The following is an 18,472-nucleotide window of genomic DNA, read 5'->3' on the forward strand; positions in this document are numbered from 1 at the left end:
TATCATGAAAAAGAGTTTATTGTTTTCGGCAATGGCCCTGAGCTTAGGGTTGTTGTCATGTAATCAGGAAGATATGTCGGATGTGGAAACTGTAACCGGTACTCCGGTAACGGTGTCTGTAGAAGTCCCCGGAGTGTTGTCAGGCAGTGAATCACGTACTTTGCCTGCAGCTCCCGAAGGCCATCAGCTTCGTTGTATTATGGTAGTAGATTATAATACGGCAGCAGATGTGCGTATGGAGCAGGTAGCCGGAGAGACGATGGTCAACGAGAAGTTCCGTTTTACCTTTACTCCGGCAGAAGAAGATTATACCTGTCTTTTCTGGGCTGACTATGTGGATGGAACAACAGAGTCGGATGGTAAGTATACCGACAAATATTATAATACGGCCGATTTGACCAACGTGACCTATAAAGTTTCAGACAACACTTTGTTCAATAATCCTGCTTGCGATGCCTTCTTTGGCAAGAGTCTGGCAGGTTCTCCCAATGCCGTGTTGAAGCGTCCGTTTGTGAAACTTTCTTTCAAAGACCAGAAACATGAAACTGTGCAGACTACTTCTCCACTGAGCGTGACTTATACTGTACCTTCAGGTTTCAGTGTGAAAGATAACACGGTTTCTGGAAGCAGCAATCAAGAAATCAAACTGACTGCATCAGCTCCAGCTGATAAAGATAACGATATTTGGTTCTATAATTATGTATTCGCTCCTGCAAATGTGAATAAGTTGCCTGGTGATATTCTGATGACGGTAGGTGAGGACGATGTGATGATTAAAACAGCCTCACTGGTGCTGACTCAGAATTACGATATTACGGCAAATATCGATTTTGCATCGGGCGATGGCAATGTAGATGTGGATGTAGATATTGATGACGAGTTTAATGACCCTGATGCACCTAAGGTAGGCCAGTTTATGCAGAAAGACGGTACTTTCTCTGATATATATAGTGCGGAAAATTCCATTGCCATTGTGTTTGCCGCAGGTCCTAAAGGAGGTGATGTGGCAACGAATTACGGACAACCAGATGGTACGAAGATATGGGGGTATGCCATGGGGTTGAACAGTGTGAAACGTGCTGCTTTGACTACAGCTGAGACACCACTTGACTTAATCAGTTATGGAATCGCATCTCCATGGGCTGCAGACGATTATAATGGATATGTATATACACAACAGTTGGAGGCTGCAACAGCTAGTTTAGGAACAGAGTTGATGCCAGCATATAATGAATGGAAAACAACTAATTCAGTGGCTGAAATAACGAATGTCAGTGGTTGGTATATTCCATCGGCTCGTCAGTTATTGGATGTAATGGGAATGACTTTAGGATATGCTGGAGGAGAAGGTATAGATGTTGTTGCTCAAAATGAACAGTTTGCATCACGTTTAGCTGATTTGATGAATGAAGGAAAATCGTCCTGGTTTGGAACTCATACTTCTGCCTCTAATGTGATGTCTAGTTCTGTAAATACAGGTGGCCAGATTATGGCTGTACAGACAAGCTATGCAGATGGAAAGGAAACTATCTCAAAAGCATTAGGAGTAAATGTAAATGAAAAGGCTTCTACATTTGCCATCCGTCCTGTTCTTACCATATTTAATAAATAGTATCACTTCAAATAAATATTATTTATCAGGAGTGCTTTTTCGTTGTGGTGTTCTGTTTTGGGCAGGCGGCACAGGAGAAAGCACTCTTTGTTTTTAATGAATTTTTATAGGATATGATGAAGATGAATTTTTTATATTGGACATTGGGATGCTTTTGTCTGTTAGGGTATGCTTGTGCAGATGAGGAGGTACCCGCTGCTTCACCAGAAGAAGCCCAGGAAGTTGAAATGCCCGAGGCTTGGCATGACAAGACACGTACGCAGCCTTATCCCAAACTTTCCAATGAGTTATATTTGAATCCGCCTCCATTGATTGTGCCTCAGTCACTGAAAACAGGTGCTTTCCTTCGGTTTGCATTGTCGCAGGATGCCGGTTTTCCCGAAGCATCTACGCAACTTTCAGAACAACAGGAATGGTGCATGTTCAATCCTCATGTGAAACTTGCTCCGGGACGCTGGTTCTGGCGTTACCGGAATGTGTCTGAAGATGGGAAAGAAGAAGCATGGAGTGAACCCATTGAATTTGAGGTAAAGGAGAAAACGCCAGTTTTTGTGACTCCTGCATTTGAGGATTTTCGTCAGGGACTTCCTCTGCGTCATCCTCGGTTGTATTGTTTTCTCGATCCGAAGATAGATGAGGCTCGTCGCCACGTGACATCCCACGAAGAATATCAGGCACTGAAAAATCGCGCGGAGAATGCCTTGCAAGCCGATTATGAGTCGTTGATTGCACCGTATAGCGCCTCCCACATGGAAACGGTGGCAGCCAATGTGGAATATCTTTATCAGGCCTTTCATCTGACTCAGCGTGGAAACTATGCGCAGAAGATGGAAGAAATCCTGAATGTGCTGCTGGAGCATCCTTTCACGGATACGGAATTGTTTGCTGGGAATTTTGCTTCTACGGACATTGCCTATAGTTTCCTGGCTCCCTATGACATGTTGTATGACAAGTTGGGAACGGATGTACGCAGTCGGGTTGAAGAACAGCTGTGGCGGGTGGCCACGTATTATTTTGACGCTTATTGCGGCATGCAGGAAAATCATATTTTCGACAACCATTTCTGGCAGCAGAATATGCGTGTATTGTTTCAGATTGCTTTTTGCCTGTATGACAAGAGTGAGTATGCCGCACAGGCTTTACGTATGTTGACGTACTATTATGAGTTATGGACAGCCCGTGCTCCGGCTTCCGGATTCAATCGCGATGGAGCTTGGATTAACGGAACGGGATATTTTGAGGCGAATGTCCGTACGTTGTTTTATATGCCCATGTTACTTTCGTATGTGTCGCGTGCCGACTTTCTGCAACATCCCTGGTATCAGCAAGCCGGGCAGTCGATGGTTTATAGCTGGCCGCCTTCTTCGAAAAGTGCCGGATTTGGAGATGGCAGTGAGAAGAGAGAGGAACCAGGAAGACTGCGTGCTGCTTTTGCTGATTTTCTGGCTCGCGAAACGGGCGATGCGTATGCCGGATGGTATGCCGGAGAATGTCAGAAAGACCTCGTGCAGGATGTGGAACTGCGCTTGTATCGCATGGTAAATCCGGCTACGTATGCGACAGACTTTCCTGCTTCTGCCCCGAAACTGAAATGGTATAAGGACATCGGTGAGGTGGTGATGCACAGTAACCTGGCGTCGACGGAAAATAATCTCAGTCTTGCTTTCCGTTCGAGTACGTTCGGCTCGGGAAGTCATACGCTGGCCGACCAGAACAGTTTTAACCTGCTGTATGGAGGGAAGGAGGTATATTATCACACAGGATATTATCTGAATTTTAGCGATGCACATAACCTGATGTCTTATCGTCATACAAGGGCACACAACAGCATTCTTGTAGATGGCATCGGACAGCCTTTTTCTACCGAAGGATACGGCATGCTGCTGCGTGCAGCCGGAGGAGAACATATCGGTTATTGTCTGGGGGATGCATCGCATGCATATTGCGGCATCAGTGAGGACCCTATGTGGATAGAAAGTTTTCAGAAAGCCGGTATTGAGCAGACACCTGAAAACGGATTCGGCGAAACTCCGCTGACCAAATATCGTCGTCAGATGATCATGCTCTATCCGGACATCGTGCTGATTTATGATGAGCTGGAGGCATCCCGCCCGGTACGATGGGACTGGTTGCTGCATAGCCCGACGGCGTTCGAATGGACAGACTCACAGAAACAGTTTACGTCGCATTTGCAAGATGGAGGAGTAGCTGTGGCTGCGATGTTTTGTGAGCATCCTTGTGAAGTGTCACAAACTGATCTTTTTGCGGTTCCTCCTACCTCTGTACCCAATGACCCGCAGTATCCGAATCAGTGGCATTTGACGGTTTCTGTGCCAGGGCAGGCAAAGTGTCGCCTTTTGACACTGGTACAGGTAAAGCCGGATGCAAAATCTGTTCAGCCAATAACGCAGGAGGGTGACTGCCTTCTTTGTGGTCCTTGGAAAATAGAGGTTAATTTGTCTTCCGAAAAGCCGGAAAATCTGTGTGTGACGAATACGGAATGTGGAGCGGTCTATAGTTACGGTTCCTCCAGTCCGTGGCTTGGAGGAAAGCCTTATTATCGTCAGTATCGTAATTCTTCGTTGCTTTATGATGAGGTGGACGGGGAGTTTACGGTGAGCGAGATGACTGATTGCACACCGGTTTCAAGTCGCTCCGGAGCCGCCTTCTGAAAACGCAAGTACGTTTCAAACAAAACGCAAGTGCGTTTTGAAATAATGAAATGAGAAAGTATAAACTATTATTATTCAGCTGATTGCAAAAAAAGAAGATTCGACAGGTTTTTATAGGGTCAAATCTTCTTTTTTATATGTTTTCTATTTAGGCAGATAAAGCTTTTTATTTTCTGTTATAATAGAAGGCTATCGGTTCATTTTTTAATTCTTTGGGTAATTCTACGGTTATTATTCCGTTTTTGCAGGTATGCTTTACTTTACGATTTCCTTTTATGAGGCGTATGGCTCCTTTGGGTTCATTGCCTTTCCAGGTAATGGTGGAAGGCAGTGTTTCTCCTTCGGGAAGTGCATACAGCGCATACAGCGTCTTGTGGTCTTTGGAAGTCGTAAACCATACATTTCCGTCGTTATAGTGAGGAGTGATTCTGGTTGCATAGATTGCCTTTCCATAACTTTTCAGCCATTCTCCTACCTGTCGGAGACAGATGGCGGCCTTTTCTTCTATGGTACCTTGTGGAGTGGGGCCTACTCCCAGCAGAAGTGCTCCCCCTTTTGCGGTTATCTCAATCAGGTTATTGATAATGGTTTGTGGAGATTTATATATACTGTTTTTTCTCCATCCCCATCCGTTAGCTAATTGTAGATTGCTTTCCCAAGGATAGTTCAGTTGTGTGGAAGGGATTCTCATTTCAGGGGTCGCATAGTTTTCGTTGCGTCCGGGCACTGTGCGGTCTACTGCAAGCATACCAGGCTGTTTCTGGCGTGCCTTGTCAATAATCCGGTCCAGGTGGATGTCTTGTCCGTTGTCAGGACGTACCTGGCCTCCGTCCAGCCATAAAATATCTATTTGGCCATAGCGGGTTGTCAGTTCGTCTATTTGTCTGGCTGTATATTCCTGGAATTTCCTCCACCATTCTTTATGCAGTTTTATTTGATAATTTACGTTTCTGTCTGGGGTTGCCATGTCCGGATTCCAATAATATTCACAATGCCAGTCCGGCTTGGAAAAATAGGCTCCTATCATAAAGTCTTTTTTGCGGAAGGCATCAAACACATGGTAGGCCACATCTTTCTTGGGGTTATTGCTAAAAGGACCATGAGCAATTGAAAACGAAGTGGTTTGAGTGTCGAACATGCAGAATCCATCGTGGTGTTTGGTGGTAAATACTACATATTTCATCCCTGCGTCTTTCATTATGTCGGCCCATTCTTCGGGGTTAAATTCTGTGGGGTTAAAATTATTGATCTGTCCCCAGTACCATTGCTTGAATTCTTCATAATTCATTTGAGGCTGAATGGATTTGCGGCGTTTCAAGAATCGTTCTTCAGAGCATAGCGGCCATGATTCGTTGATACCTTTTACCGAATATAGTCCCCAGTGGAACAATACCCCGAATTTCAAATCCTGCCATTGGTCCAGCTTTTGCAGTACTGCCTGGTCTTGAGGCCAGGTATAGGTCTTAGACATTACATGCACATCTGTTTGTTTTTTGTCTACGAACTGTTGTGCCTGTACTGTTCCGGTCGTAATGGCTAATGCCATTACGGTTCCGGTGATTAGGTTGAATCTTTTCATAAATAAAATCTATTAGTATTTGTTATTTGGCAGGTCCTGCACCTGTAAATTGAGGTTCATAGTCTGACATTTCATGTACGAGCCATTCTCCGTCAATCTTATCGTATAATACGGAAGAACCTTTTTCCAGCCGTTTGTAGGTGGTACCTCCAATCTGTACGTCGTCATTTCCCAGACTGAATGTGGCATTGTTGCGGGTATTGACAACCTGAAGTGAAGCCGGTTGTGTCGGGTCCAGTTCTGCCTGGATTTTCCATCGGCCACAGGTGAAGGTGTTTCCTTTTCGGATAAGTTCCGACATTTTCTGTCCGTCAGGAAGAATGCGAATCACAGTCAGGATGCGGTTGGCGGCACTTGGCTGGAAGGTAGCCGTGAGATGCCATTGGTTGACATATTTGCTTTCCTGCCCTTTTTTCATCTTTTTCGGGTCGGGCGGGCACACAAACTGGTCGGTCTGTGTGATTTCGCACGGCTGATTGCTGAACAGTTGTGCCACGGAAGAGAATTGTTTCTGCTCATAACGCGTGGTGAGTGTGGCATTTTTTCCGTCAATCTGGAATTGTACGGGACTATGCAGCAGCCAGTCCCAACGTACCGGACGGGATGCCTCCAGTTCATCATAAATCAGTACGATGTCCGGATGCAGCAGGAAGATGTGTCGACGGTATTTGGTCAGCGGAGTTTCGCCGAATCCGTTTTCAGGTGTCTGGGTAATGCCGGCTTTCTTGAAGTTTTCTATCCACATGGGGTATTCGCTGACACCGCAGTACGCATTCGAAGCATCGCCTACTGCATAGGTGATGGTCTCACCGTTCAGCATGCGGGTGATTTTTCCGTAGGCACGTGTGGTAAAGGGCTGTCCGATACCGTCCACAAGGATACTATTGTGCGCCCGTGTGTGACGATAGGACATCAGGTTATGTGCATCGCTGAAATTCAGGTAGTAACCTGTGGAACGGTACACCGGTACTCCTCTGAAGTGCAGGTTGAAGCTGTTCTGGTCGGCCAGGGTATGGCTTCCCGAACCGAAGGGGCTGGAACGGAAGCTCAGGAAAAGATTCCGGTTGGTATTCTGAAGGGCAGAATGGGCCACTACTTCTCCAATGTCTTCCAGCCAGAGGGCATTGCCTCGGTCTTCGGGCAATTGCTTGTTGTCGGAATAAATCTTTTCACTACGCGCCATGCGGTAGAGACGGAGCTCAAAGTCTCTTCTCAGGTCTCTTTGGCAGTGGTTGACGTACCAGGCTGCATACGGATTGCCTGTCTCACGGGCCAGAAAATCGGCAAAGGCCAGGCGCTGGCGGTCGGGTACCGGCTGGCGTTCGTTCCCGTCGCCGAATCCGGCACTCATGGTGCCTACAGGGAAAGTGTAGAGTAAGGCTTTTCCGGCATTCTGATACCACGGGTGTTTCAAGAAGTCTGTGCCTGTGAGGTAAGAGAACAAGCTGGGTACATAATACAATGTATGCGTATTTGCAGTGAAGTATCCTGTGCCGTTATGCCATTCTCCGTCGCGGTTGAAGCCCGATGCCGGAGCACGTGCTGTCCATACTTCATAGCAGTATTCCAGCATTTCGCGTGCCGTTTCATTCCGGTCGGCAAACATCAGGCCAATTTGCAGCATCTGACGGAAGCAGTGCTGCCAGTAGTGGTTGTTGAAGATGTGCGTCTCTTCATTGCCAGAACGCTGTACCATGTGATGGCCTTTGGCTACTTCGAAAATCATTTGTTCCATCTGCCGAAGTTCCTGTGGAGTAAACATGTCATGACAGGAATCGTACGCATACAGCAGGCTTTCAATCAGCTCGCCGGAATAGAAGTCATCCTTCCATAGTGTCTTGTCGGGTTTTGTACGGAGCAGATGGCGGGTGTAGGATACCATCTTCTGTGCGTATTGTGTGTCGCGAGTTAGCAGCCAGGCAGTCTGAAGCCATGCGACGTATGGATTATATTTGCGGATGTAGCGATACACATTGGGGTCAGTATCGAAATTTGATTTCATGGCAGTGGCCGCACGGCTTGTCATGTCTTTGTATTCGGGATGTGACGCGATTCGCTGAGGAGCCGTTTTCAGGTCCTTCTCTAAAAAGCAATATAAGCGCGGATACCCCTTAGGCAGGTTTTGGAAAAAAGCCTGGAAAGAAGGTGTCACAAACTGAGGTTCTTCTCCGCTTATCTGGAACTTCCAGACTGTACTCCATGCTTTTTTCTCTCCCTTGTCAGTCACGGAGCGAACCCGCCAGTACCAGGTACCTTTTTCCAGTATGCGGTGAGGGTTGAACATCAGCCACGGCTTCGGAGTGTCTGTCATTGTTTTTCCGGCAGGAAAAGTAGAGTCATTACTTAACTCAAATTGTATCACTGCCTCCGTTTTCATGCTTTTGGGAACAAGCAGGGGAGTAGGGTTTATGTACACCTGATGCTCTTTCTGCGGATAAGGAGTCTCGCGCACATTCTCATGCACTCGCACAAGAGATGTTTTTTGTGCCTGGATTTTATCCGGTCCGTACAAGATGGAGAGGCATAGGATAAATGCCATTCCATGAATAAGTAAAGAGTGTTTTTTCATTTTGATAACTACTGTTTAGGTTTTAGATGTGTTTGCAAAAATAGCTTCTACCTAAGTGTACGGACTTTCGTTTCTGTTTTAAAATATACCAAATCCGTGTTTTTCATGGAAAATGAGACAGATTTGATAATATATTCCACAGAAATGACCTTTCGGGATGAGCGAAACGCTTATTTTTGTATCTGTAAATATAAGAAGTAAAACTATGAGAGTCATTATTTCCTTGATTGTTTTTTTGCTGACGATGGCCGGACTGAGGGCTGCAGATAGAATCAACTTCTTCCACATCGGACTGGAGCAGGGGCTTTCTCAAAGTACGGTGGTAGACATTATTCAGGATAAGCGGGAAAACATGTGGATTGCAACTCATAACGGATTAAACCGTTATGACGGTTACGATTTTACGGTTTATCATCACAACGATGCCGATACGTCGAGCATTGCCAGTGATGTCATCCGTTCCTTGGCTTTGGATGAGTCTGGAAAAATATGGATTGGAACGGGAGCCGGACTGTCTTTATATAATCCTGAACTGGATATCTTCTATAATTATTTTTGTGTGTGCGAGGGGAAGAAACAGCAGGTGCTGGATGTGGCTTGCCTGGAGGAAGGGAATTTGCTGGTGGCTACAGATGCCGGACTGATGCATTTTGACAGTCGCAGCGGCGTGTTTAACAGCACGCAGATTCCGACAGAATTACAGAAAATAAGTCCCAGAACATTGGCCAGATACGGGGATGAAGTATATATAGGCTCTTACCAGGGCTTGTTTGTCTATTCATTGAAAGAAGAAGTGGTGCGTACTCTTCTCACGGGAGACTACAGTTTGTCACTCATACTGGCAATTCTGAAGGAAAAGGATAACCGCTTGTGGGTAGGCACGGAAGGAGAGGGACTGTACTGCCTGAATCCGGTGACAGGAGAATGTAGGAAATACAAGGACGGACGAGGGGGACTGAGCTCCAATTACATTCGTTCGCTGGCTCTGGATATGTCAGGAAATCTGTGGGTGGGGACATTGACTTCACTGAATGTGTACGACGAAAAAACAGACCGTTTCGTGGTGTATGACAGTAACCCGATGAAAGAGGGAAGCTTGTCGCAGACCTCTGTCCGGAGCCTGTATAAGGATACGCAGGGAGGTATGTGGATAGGAACCTATTTTGGTGGGCTGAACTATTACCATCCGCTTCGTCAGCGTTTTCATAACATTCGGAACGTGCCTTATCATAATTCACTGAATGATAATGTGGTGAGCTGTATCGTGGAGGATGATGAACGGAATATCTGGATTGGAACGAACAATGGGGGATTAAACCGGTATGACCTCGGGAAAGAATGGTTTACTTCTTATACGGTGGCAGACGGACTGCTGTCGAACGACATCAAGGTGATTTATGTAGATGAGCAAGCGAAGAGGGTGTATGTGGGAGCTCACGCTTCGGGTGGACTGAATGTGCTTGACTTGAAGACGGGGCGTATCCTTAGCTTTTTGCCGGAGGAAGGCTTGCAGACGGGAAGAGGTTTTTATGGCATTCTTCCAGAACCAGACGGAGAGCTGCTTTTAGGAGCTGTAACCGGAAGTATGGTGGCTTTTGTTCCCGGCACGGGTAAATTCCGCCGGCTGTCATTTTCAGACGGCAGGTTGCTGGAGAAGCGCATTATCACTTTGTTTCGTGATTCGCGCAGCCGTATATGGATTGGTACGCAGGAAGGGGTACGTGTGTATGAACGGAAAGGTGATGTATTGTCGGTTTGTCTGACTTTACCGGTGGGCAAAGGGTTGGAATATACCTCGGTCAATGTAATTCATGAGGGAACGGACGGAATCTTCTGGATAGGAACCCGTAACGGGGTTTATTGTTTCAATGAACAGAAGAAAGAACTGCGTCATCTTTCCGTAAATCAGGGACTTCCGGATAATGTAGTACACGGTATACTGGAGGATGCGGAAGATCATCTATGGTTCAGTACGGAGCGCGGGTTGTCATGCTACTCTCCGTCTTCCGGCGAGTTCCGTAATTTTACGGATATTGACGGCATTCAAAGCAATCAGTTTACGTCTTATGCCTATTGCAAAGGGAAAGACGGGCAGATGTATTTTGGAGGAGTGAACGGGATTACCGTGTTTAATCCGGCTGTGTTCCCGGAAAATCCTTATATCCCTTCGGTGGTGATTACGGAACTGTCTGTGTTGAACCGGCAGGTTCGTCCGGGAGATGTTACGGGAATTCTGTCACGCCACATCAGCGAAACGAAACAGATTGAATTACCTGCCGGACAGTCTACTTTTTCATTGCAGTTCTCGGTGGCCGATTATATTTCGGGCATGCACAACAAGTTTGCTTACCGGCTGGAGGGATATGAAGAGGAGTGGATATATACCGACCACATGAACCGCGGGGTTTCTTATTCCAATCTTCCTCCGGGCGATTATTGCTTTATGGTGAAGGTGGCCAATCGGGATGGTTTATGGAATGAGGTACCTACTCAGCTTCGGATTGTGGTATTACCGGCATGGTATGCCACCTGGTGGGCGAGACTGTGTTTCGTATTATTGTTCTTAGGAGTCGTAGCATTGATTTTCCGCTATTTATGGATTCGTAAAAGCATGAGGGTGCAGTTGGAGATGGAACGTCTTGACAAAGAACGGATGAAGGAGGTGAATGAAATGAAGCTTCGCTTTTTTATCAATATATCGCACGAGCTGCGTACTCCGCTGACTCTTATTGTAGCTCCGCTGCAGGAGGTGATAGGAAGAATCACAGACAAGAAAATCTTGTCGAAGCTGAAATATGTCAGTGACAGTGCCAATCGGCTGCTGCACCTGGTCAATCAACTGATGGATTACCGCCGGGCTGAACTGGGAGTCTTTCGTCTGAAGGTAAAAAAGATTATGTTGCATGCGGTGCTTCAGAACATATATCAGGTATATACCGGACTGGCAGAATCCAAACAGATAGATTATCGGCTGGATTCGGATTTGGAAGGGAGAGACGTGTGGTGTGATGAAAAATACATTGAATTGATTTTGAATAATTTGCTGTCGAATGCCTTCAAATACACTTCTGCCGGTGATTGTATCGTGCTTCGGGCCCGTGAAACATCAGGAAATCTTCTGCTGGAAGTGCAGGATACAGGAGCGGGCATTCCGGTAGAAAAACAACGGCTGATTTTCGAACGTTTTTATCAGGTGGATCAGGAACATGTAGGTAGTGGAATCGGTCTGTCGCTGGTGAAGCGTCTGGTAGAATTGCATCACGGTACGATTGAACTGGAGAGCAAACCGGGCGAAGGATGTGTCTTTTCTATTGTATTGCCTGCTTTGGAAACGGCTTATGCATCGGAAGAGATAGAGAACGTGGCTCAGGAAGGTTCGGAAACTTACCATTACTCAACAAATACATCGGAGATGTATCTGATGGATGCCGGGGGGGATAGGATAGAGACCGGAGAATCAGTGGAACCGGAAGAAGTGGAGGAAGGGAAGAAGTCGTGTGTGTTGCTGGTGGAGGATAATACCGACATTCAGGCATATTTATCTGAAGGACTCTCTGCGTATTTCCGGGTATTGCGGGCCAATAACGGGAAGGAAGCATTGGAAATATTGGAAGAAAATGAGGAAGTTAATCTGATTCTTTCGGATGTCATGATGCCAGTGATGGATGGAATAAAGTTGTGCAGACAGGTGAAGCGAAACTTGAAGTATTGTCATATCCCTCTCATCATGCTTTCTGCCAAATCGGATGTGAAAGACCAGTTGGAAGGTTTGCAGACAGGTGCGGATGATTACATACCGAAGCCTTTCTTGCTGGAAATGGTGGTTGCCAAGGTCCGTAACCTGCTCCGTACATACCGGCAGGCCGTGGAACATTATTCGAAATCCATGGAGATTGAACCGGAAAAGGTGGCATTGAATCCTTTGGATGAAGAGTTCTTGCGCAAGGCGATGGAGGCTGTGAAGCGTCACCTAGATGATATCTCTTTCTCTGCCAATGCTTTTGCCAGTGAAATGAATATGTCACGCTCGACCCTACACTTGAAAATGAAGGCTGTAACCGGAGAAAGCACAATGGATTTTATTCGGAAAATTCGCTTTGGAGAAGCTTGTAAGCTGTTGAAGGAAGGGCGTTACAACGTGACGGAAATCAGTGAAATGGTAGGTTTCAATACGCCGTCTTATTTTGCAACGAGCTTCAAGAAGTATATGGGTTGTCTTCCGTCTGAGTATGTGAAGACGGGAGAATAAAAATGTAGCCCCACAAGAATCACAGCGGGGCTACAAGTCTTATTTAAAGTGTTAAAGTGTCTCTGAGAGCGAGGACAGCAGCATAATGAGCAGCACAGCCGCAATAGCCAGTGAAATGAAGGTAAAGACAGCTAGGAAAACGGTTGTCTTGACAAATGTACGTATCCATCCCCGGCGGTATACCGTGTGCAGGGAAATGTAGGTGTACACAAACATGCCTGTTACGAAGATAAGTAGAGTATACATCGGCATGTTTCCTTTAAACGATTCCATAAAAGTGTCACTTGTCAGCACGGGTACCAGTGGAATAGGAATCAGTATCAGAAACACGGTGTTCAGGTGGATGGCATGTACGAAATGCCACATGTAGGGGAATTTGGCTTTCCGGAACATTCCTTGTAGAAGCCAGGCAAACAAGGGCAGAAGGAACATCATGTAGAGCGGAGTCCACTTGGATAGGTCTCCAAAAAACTGGTTGAGAAATGACTCCTGACGAAGTTGTTGTGCTTCATCGCTGTGGTCTTCTTTCCATTCGTATACGGGAGTAAGGGCGGTACCGGTGGAGTCTACCTGAAAGTGGCGTGCAGCTTGCAGGGATTCAGAGGTAATCTCTTCTTCCTCGACAAAGTCATCCAGGTACTCACCTTTTACTTTTTTGAGATTCAGAATGGTATTCAGGTCTTTTTGTCGGAGAGTGGTTTCATGCAGGCAGGAGTCAGCCACGATTCGGGGCATTCGCACGTAGGAAAGAGAGAAACGGTCGTCCAGTTGTTGTACCTTGAACAACTCCTCGGCCTTTTCTACTCCTCTTTCCTGAAAGGCTTTCACTAACTCAGGACCTTGGTATACATACACACATGTGTCGGGCAAGGTAGCAGACGATTTGAGTTGTGCTACGATTCCGTCGTTGATATTGAGGGAGCTTACCGCCTGCAATGCCTGGTTGGCCTTGTCGGAAGCCAGCATGAAAAAGAGGGTGAAGAAGACCACAGAGATGCACATGTAAAGGCGGAAAGGATGCACGTAGGAGTTGATTTTCCCGGCATTGAACTCGTTGGTCAGGAAACCCGGGCGGGTGAACATGAGCCACAAAGTTTGCCAGATTTTGCTGTCGAACTGGTAGACATTTTCAAAGTATTGCTTGAAATATTTCCAGAACGGCTGGTAGATGTCGAGGGCATATTGTCCGCAGCAATGGCAGTACATTCCTTCCAGTTTGGTACCGCAGTTCTTACAATAGGTGTATGCGGGTACGGTTTTTTTTGCGGATTCGCTGGAGGCGTTTCAGTTCGATGAGCCGCATGATTCGGCGTTTTCTTTTTTTCAGTTCCTGTCGCATCCGGGCAAGAAAGCCCATTTTCTGCTGTGTGTTGTGTGTGGTATTCTCCATGTCAGTAAAGATGAATAATCAGTGGTATTTTGACACAAAAGTACGTTGGGGAAATGAATTTTGCAAATATTTATAGGAAAAGCCGTATGGAAGGTCTACTTTTCTATTGCGTTCTGAAAGGAATAAAAAAAGCAGTTATATTGTTTCCTTCTGTGTTTTGTAGTTCTTGGGAATCAATATAACTGCAATAAATACCTTTGGGGTATGTGGGGGAGTGTTAACCGATTTTGCTTATCTTTTTCAGTTTTTCTTCATCGATAAGTTTTATCTTTCTTCCGTCAATGATAATCAGTTTCTCGGCGGCAAAGTTCGACAATGTACGGATGGCGTTGGAAGTGGTCATGTTGGAAAGGTTGGCCAAGTCTTCTCTCGAGAGGTAGATGCTCAGCGTGCATTGGTCTTCTTCCACTCCGTAGGTTTCTTTCAAGAAGAGCAATGATTCTGCCAGACGTCCGCGGATATGCTTTTGAGTGAGGTTCACTGTCCTTTCATCGGAGATGCCTAAATCCTTCGATAATTGTTTGATAAAAAACATGGCCAGTTCCGCATTTTCCATAATCAATTGGACAATGATTGGCATGGGAATCAGACACATGGTACAAGGTTCAAAGGCAGCTGCGGCGGTTACGAAATTTTCTTCCGCAAAATATGCACGGTAAGCGAAGTATTCTTTGTTCTTGATGACGCGGATAATCTGGCTTCTTCCTCCTACACCGTCTTTGTAAATTTTGACTTTGCCGTTCAGCAGGCACATCAGATTCTCGGGAGTCTCTCCTTCACAGTAGATTGTTTCATTTTTCTTGTATTTTTGAATGGTGAAGTTTTGAGCGAGCAGTTCGCGTTGTTGCTGGGTCAATGGTTGCCATAAATCTGGTATACTTTCGGCAATCTCAGCTTCTGTTAATTCCTTTTTTACCATAAATGTTCCAAAACCATGTTATTTAGCACAAAGATAGAAAGAAAAATTGAAAATATTCTTTTTTCATTGTAAAAAATACCCTTAAAACAAGGCTTTGTTATATATTTGCTTTGGATATGCGAAGACTGAAAAGCTTATATGTGGTTTTGTGGGGACTGCTGGCAATCTGTTTGTTGGTTGGTTTTCCTCGTCAAGGCATGGCACGTGACAATGCTCCGTCGCTTCCTTGGAAACCGCTTGTGGCTGATTCCATTCTGGAACACATGTTTCATGCCGCTTCCATCTATTCGCGTGAGGTGAAAAGTTACAAGGCTGACTTGTATTTGAAAGGCCATCTCACGGTGCACAAGCAGAACCGTATCATTCGTTACGTACCTTCCATGTTCCGGTTGGAAAAAGGGATAAAAGATTATCTTCACGAATCAATCAGTGAACTTCAGTATACGGCTCCAGGGCTTATCGACCGTAAAGTCCGGGCTATCTCTACTACTTTCCCCAGTTATAAGGGGCAGATTTTCGATGTGATAGATTACATGAAGTTTAATATTTATGCTCCTTCATTGATGGGTAACAAATTATTGTCGCCGTTGAGTGAGAAGGCGCGAGTTCATTACCGTTATTTGTTGGAGAGTGTGGAACACAGGTTGGGAGGAGAGTGGTATTGTATCCGAGTGGTGCCCCGTTACCGGAGTACACAGCTTGTGGAAGGGGTGTTGTGGCTTTCTTCTACCGACTGGACCATCCGGAAGATGAGTTTAAGGGGGCGTTATGACCTGATTCATTTTCATCTGAGCATGCAGATGGGGGAGGAGGACGAGACTAAATATCTTCCGATATTAATGAATTTGGACTTGAATTTCAAATTCTTGAAGAATCATCTGGAAATGAAGTATACGGGCTGGATGCGCTATTCTTCCGTGGTGTTCCGACAGCCGGGGGAGGAGTGGATTGTAAAGAAAACAAACGAACATAATCTTTCCAACTCCTATACGCTGACGTGTGATACCAGCCGGCTGGTGGTGGAGAGGGATTCGTTCAATCGTATCCGTCCGATTCCTTTGTCGTCGGAAGAAGATTCGCTGTATCTGCAGGCTGATGAGAGAAGCCGTCAGAGAGCAGCCGATACCCTGATGACCGAGCCTACGAAATTTAAAAAGAATATGGTGTTCCTCGGGCAGATAGGAGATGCGTTGATCAGCAGTTACGATATTGATATGTCGAGAATAGGAAGTATTAGCTGTTCGCCGATTATCAATCCGTTGTTGGTCAGTTATAGCCATCGGAATGGAATTTCCTACCGGCAAGTGTTCAAATACAACAAACTGTTTCATGACGGACGTCTGTTGCGTATCGCTCCCCAGATTGGTTATAATTTTACCAAGAAGGAGCTCTATGCCAAGGCAGATGTAGAGTATATTTACAATCCCCGCAAACTGGGGTCTATTGAAGTGCATGCCGGAAACGGTAACCGGATTTACAGTAGTGTGGTACTTGACCAGCTGAAGGAAATGCCGGACAGTACTTTCTCGTTCGAAGGACTGGAACTGGACTACTTTAAGGATGTGTATGTGGATATGTCGCACAACATCGAGTTGTGCAACGGTCTGAAACTGGGTACGGGTCTGGCCATGCACTGGAGGTATACCAAAAGTACGCCGGAAGTAGAGGCCCGCGTACGTTCCCGCTACAACAGTTTTGCTCCCCGTATCCGGTTGGAATGGACACCGGGAATGTATTATTACATGAACGGCAACCGAAAGATCAACGTGGGTTCGTTTTTCCCGACCTTTATGCTGGACTATGAACGAGGAATCAGGTTGCTGAAAAATTCGGGGACGTATGAGCGTATCGAATGTTCGGTGGAACAGGTTATCCGTCTGAAAAATGTCCGTTCAATTGCCTACCATATCGGAGGCGGAATGTTCACCAACCAGTCGGACATGTATTTCGTGGATTACGTACACTTTGCCAACCTGAATCTTCCGCAAGGTTGGAACGATGACATTGGAGGAACTTTTCAGATGCTGGACGGACGTTGGTACAATGCGTCCAGTCATTACATTCGTGGAAACATGACCTTTGAAGCACCTTTCATCTTTCTTTATCCGGTAACTCGTCTTCTGTCTTTTATTCAGAAAGAACGAATCTATGCAGGCGTTCTGTTCATGCCCCACCTGAATCCTTACCTGGAATTTGGATACGGTTTTGCCACCCATCTATTTGATGCCGGTGTGTTTATCGGAAATGAAAAAGGTAAATTTACCTCCGTGGGATGTAAATTTACCTTCGAGTTATTCAATAAGTAAGCTATCTGTTTAAATCAAATCAGCTCGTCCGAGGTGTAGCCTTTCGGCAGCGGACGGCAGTTGTAGCCTGAAGCCATGATTTCTCCATAAGCTCCGGCCGAGCGCAGGGCAATCAGGTCGCCGCGGTGTACCTTGTTCAAGTCGATGGCCTTGCCGAACACGTCGGATGATTCACAGATAGGCCCTACCACGTCGTAAGTCTCTACCGGTTCTTCCGAAGTCAGGTTTTCAATCTTGTGGTAAGCCTGGTACAAAGCCGGACGAATCAGGTCGGTCATACCCGCGTCTACGATGGCAAACTGCTTGTTCGTACCCTGTTTCACGTAAGTCACTTTGGTGATGAGGCTTCCGCATTGTCCCACTACCGAGCGTCCCAGCTCAAAATGGAGTGTCTGTTGCGGGCGCAGGCGCAGGTGCTTGTGATAGGTAGCGAAGTACTCGGCGAAGTCCGGAATCGGCTGGCGGTTTGGATGTGCATAGTCGATGCCCAGTCCGCCTCCCACGTTGATGTGTTCCACGATAATCTGGCGGGCATAAAGTTTTTCCTGCAGTTCGTTCACACGGTTGCAGAGCGCCACGAAGTCGCCCATGTCCAGAATCTGTGAGCCAATGTGGAAATGCAGTCCCACGAACTTCACGTTTTTCATCTCCAGTGCCAGGTCGATGATGTGGTCCATGTCCTGCATGCTGATGCCGAACTTGTTTTCTGCCAGACCGGTAGTGATGTTGGCATGCGTATGCGCACCTACATCTGGGTTGATACGGAACGCCACGCGGGCAATCTTGTTCTTTGCCGCAGCCAGTTCGTTGATGACCTCCAGTTCCGGAATGGACTCTACGTTGAAGCAGAAAATGTCATAATCCAGTCCCAGATTGATTTCCTTGTCGGTCTTTCCCACGCCGGCATAGACAATCTTGCTGGCCGGGAATCCAGCCTGGATGGCTGCCTGGATTTCACCACCGCTCACACAGTCGGCCCCCAGTCCGCTTTCGCGGATGATACGCAGGATTTTAGGATTGGCATTGGCTTTTACGGCATAATGCACGCAGAATTTATTGTATTTCCCTGCTTCTTCCTTGATTTTGTCCAAGGTTTCACGCAGCAGGTTCGCGTCATAAAAATAAAACGGAGTTTCAAGTTCGCTGAAACGCGCTATAGGAAAATTAGCTTTCATG

10 protein-coding genes are annotated in these 18,472 nt (G+C 46.3%); 4 read left to right on the forward strand and 6 right to left on the reverse strand.

The window, feature by feature from the left end; all coding sequences use genetic code 11:
• The first annotated feature begins 4 nt into the window (after positions 1-4).
• Together OCV81_RS00805 and OCV81_RS00810 are read left to right on the forward strand one after the other, a co-directional pair.
• The gene (locus OCV81_RS00805; RefSeq protein ID WP_148327767.1) at positions 5-1,612 is read left to right on the forward strand and encodes a DUF6562 domain-containing protein; all 1,608 of its coding nucleotides are present in this window, start codon (positions 5-7) and stop codon (positions 1,610-1,612) included.
• Positions 1,613-1,728: 116 nt separating this feature from the next.
• Positions 1,729-4,284: a DUF4962 domain-containing protein gene (locus tag OCV81_RS00810; protein ID WP_449581877.1), complete on the forward strand. Its 2,556-nt coding sequence runs from the start codon at positions 1,729-1,731 to the stop codon at positions 4,282-4,284.
• A gap of 166 nt (positions 4,285-4,450) precedes the next feature.
• Here OCV81_RS00810 and OCV81_RS00815 read toward each other — a convergent pair whose 3' ends face one another.
• A complete protein-coding gene (locus OCV81_RS00815; RefSeq protein ID WP_148327768.1) occupies positions 4,451-5,863 on the reverse strand; it encodes an alpha-L-fucosidase in 1,413 nt (470 codons plus the stop codon).
• A 22-nt stretch (positions 5,864-5,885) separates the two neighbouring features.
• Positions 5,886-8,432, reverse strand: a complete 2,547-nt coding sequence (locus OCV81_RS00820; RefSeq protein WP_148327769.1) for a DUF4962 domain-containing protein — start codon at positions 8,430-8,432, stop codon at positions 5,886-5,888.
• Between the two features lie 205 nt (positions 8,433-8,637).
• Between OCV81_RS00820 and OCV81_RS00825 the strand changes: the two genes are divergently transcribed.
• Positions 8,638-12,681 carry a hybrid sensor histidine kinase/response regulator transcription factor gene (locus tag OCV81_RS00825; protein ID WP_148327771.1) on the forward strand — a complete coding sequence of 1,348 codons (4,044 nt, stop codon included), beginning with the start codon at positions 8,638-8,640 and terminating at the stop codon, positions 12,679-12,681.
• Positions 12,682-12,732: 51 nt separating this feature from the next.
• Here OCV81_RS00825 and OCV81_RS00830 read toward each other — a convergent pair whose 3' ends face one another.
• From OCV81_RS00830 to OCV81_RS00840, 3 genes are all read right to left on the reverse strand, one after another.
• Complete coding sequence (locus OCV81_RS00830) at positions 12,733-13,887, reverse strand: DUF3667 domain-containing protein (RefSeq protein WP_148327773.1); 1,155 nt, start codon at positions 13,885-13,887, stop codon at positions 12,733-12,735.
• A 25-nt stretch (positions 13,888-13,912) separates the two neighbouring features.
• Complete coding sequence (locus OCV81_RS00835) at positions 13,913-14,071, reverse strand: hypothetical protein (protein WP_262639882.1); 159 nt, start codon at positions 14,069-14,071, stop codon at positions 13,913-13,915.
• Between the two features lie 217 nt (positions 14,072-14,288).
• Positions 14,289-14,990: a Crp/Fnr family transcriptional regulator gene (locus OCV81_RS00840; protein ID WP_148327775.1), complete on the reverse strand. Its 702-nt coding sequence runs from the start codon at positions 14,988-14,990 to the stop codon at positions 14,289-14,291.
• A 116-nt stretch (positions 14,991-15,106) separates the two neighbouring features.
• Here OCV81_RS00840 and OCV81_RS00845 point away from each other — a divergent pair, with 116 nt between their 5' ends.
• On the forward strand, positions 15,107-17,296 hold the full coding sequence (locus OCV81_RS00845; RefSeq protein WP_148327777.1) for a DUF5686 family protein: 2,190 nt from the start codon (positions 15,107-15,109) through the stop codon (positions 17,294-17,296).
• 14 nt (positions 17,297-17,310) lie between these two features.
• Here the strand turns inward: OCV81_RS00845 and lysA are convergent, their stop codons facing one another.
• A complete protein-coding gene (lysA, locus tag OCV81_RS00850; RefSeq protein WP_022353822.1) occupies positions 17,311-18,471 on the reverse strand; it encodes a diaminopimelate decarboxylase in 1,161 nt (386 codons plus the stop codon).
• Position 18,472: the final 1 nt, after the last annotated feature.

The organism is Phocaeicola fibrisolvens, from assembly GCF_025567125.1.
In the GTDB taxonomy this organism is placed as follows: domain Bacteria; phylum Bacteroidota; class Bacteroidia; order Bacteroidales; family Bacteroidaceae; genus Phocaeicola; species Phocaeicola fibrisolvens.

Coding starts and splice junctions, on each gene's coding strand:
- OCV81_RS00815 (WP_148327768.1), bottom strand. CDS start 5,863: ATGAAAAGATTCAACCTAATCACCGGAACCGTAATGGCATTAGCCATT.
- OCV81_RS00840 (WP_148327775.1), bottom strand. CDS start 14,990: ATGGTAAAAAAGGAATTAACAGAAGCTGAGATTGCCGAAAGTATACCA.
- OCV81_RS00830 (WP_148327773.1), bottom strand. CDS start 13,887: ATGTACTGCCATTGCTGCGGACAATATGCCCTCGACATCTACCAGCCG.
- OCV81_RS00820 (WP_148327769.1), bottom strand. CDS start 8,432: ATGAAAAAACACTCTTTACTTATTCATGGAATGGCATTTATCCTATGC.
- lysA (WP_022353822.1), bottom strand. CDS start 18,471: ATGAAAGCTAATTTTCCTATAGCGCGTTTCAGCGAACTTGAAACTCCG.
- OCV81_RS00835 (WP_262639882.1), bottom strand. CDS start 14,071: ATGGAGAATACCACACACAACACACAGCAGAAAATGGGCTTTCTTGCC.
- OCV81_RS00805 (WP_148327767.1), top strand. CDS start 5: ATGAAAAAGAGTTTATTGTTTTCGGCAATGGCCCTGAGCTTAGGGTTG.
- OCV81_RS00810 (WP_449581877.1), top strand. CDS start 1,729: ATGAAGATGAATTTTTTATATTGGACATTGGGATGCTTTTGTCTGTTA.
- OCV81_RS00845 (WP_148327777.1), top strand. CDS start 15,107: ATGCGAAGACTGAAAAGCTTATATGTGGTTTTGTGGGGACTGCTGGCA.
- OCV81_RS00825 (WP_148327771.1), top strand. CDS start 8,638: ATGAGAGTCATTATTTCCTTGATTGTTTTTTTGCTGACGATGGCCGGA.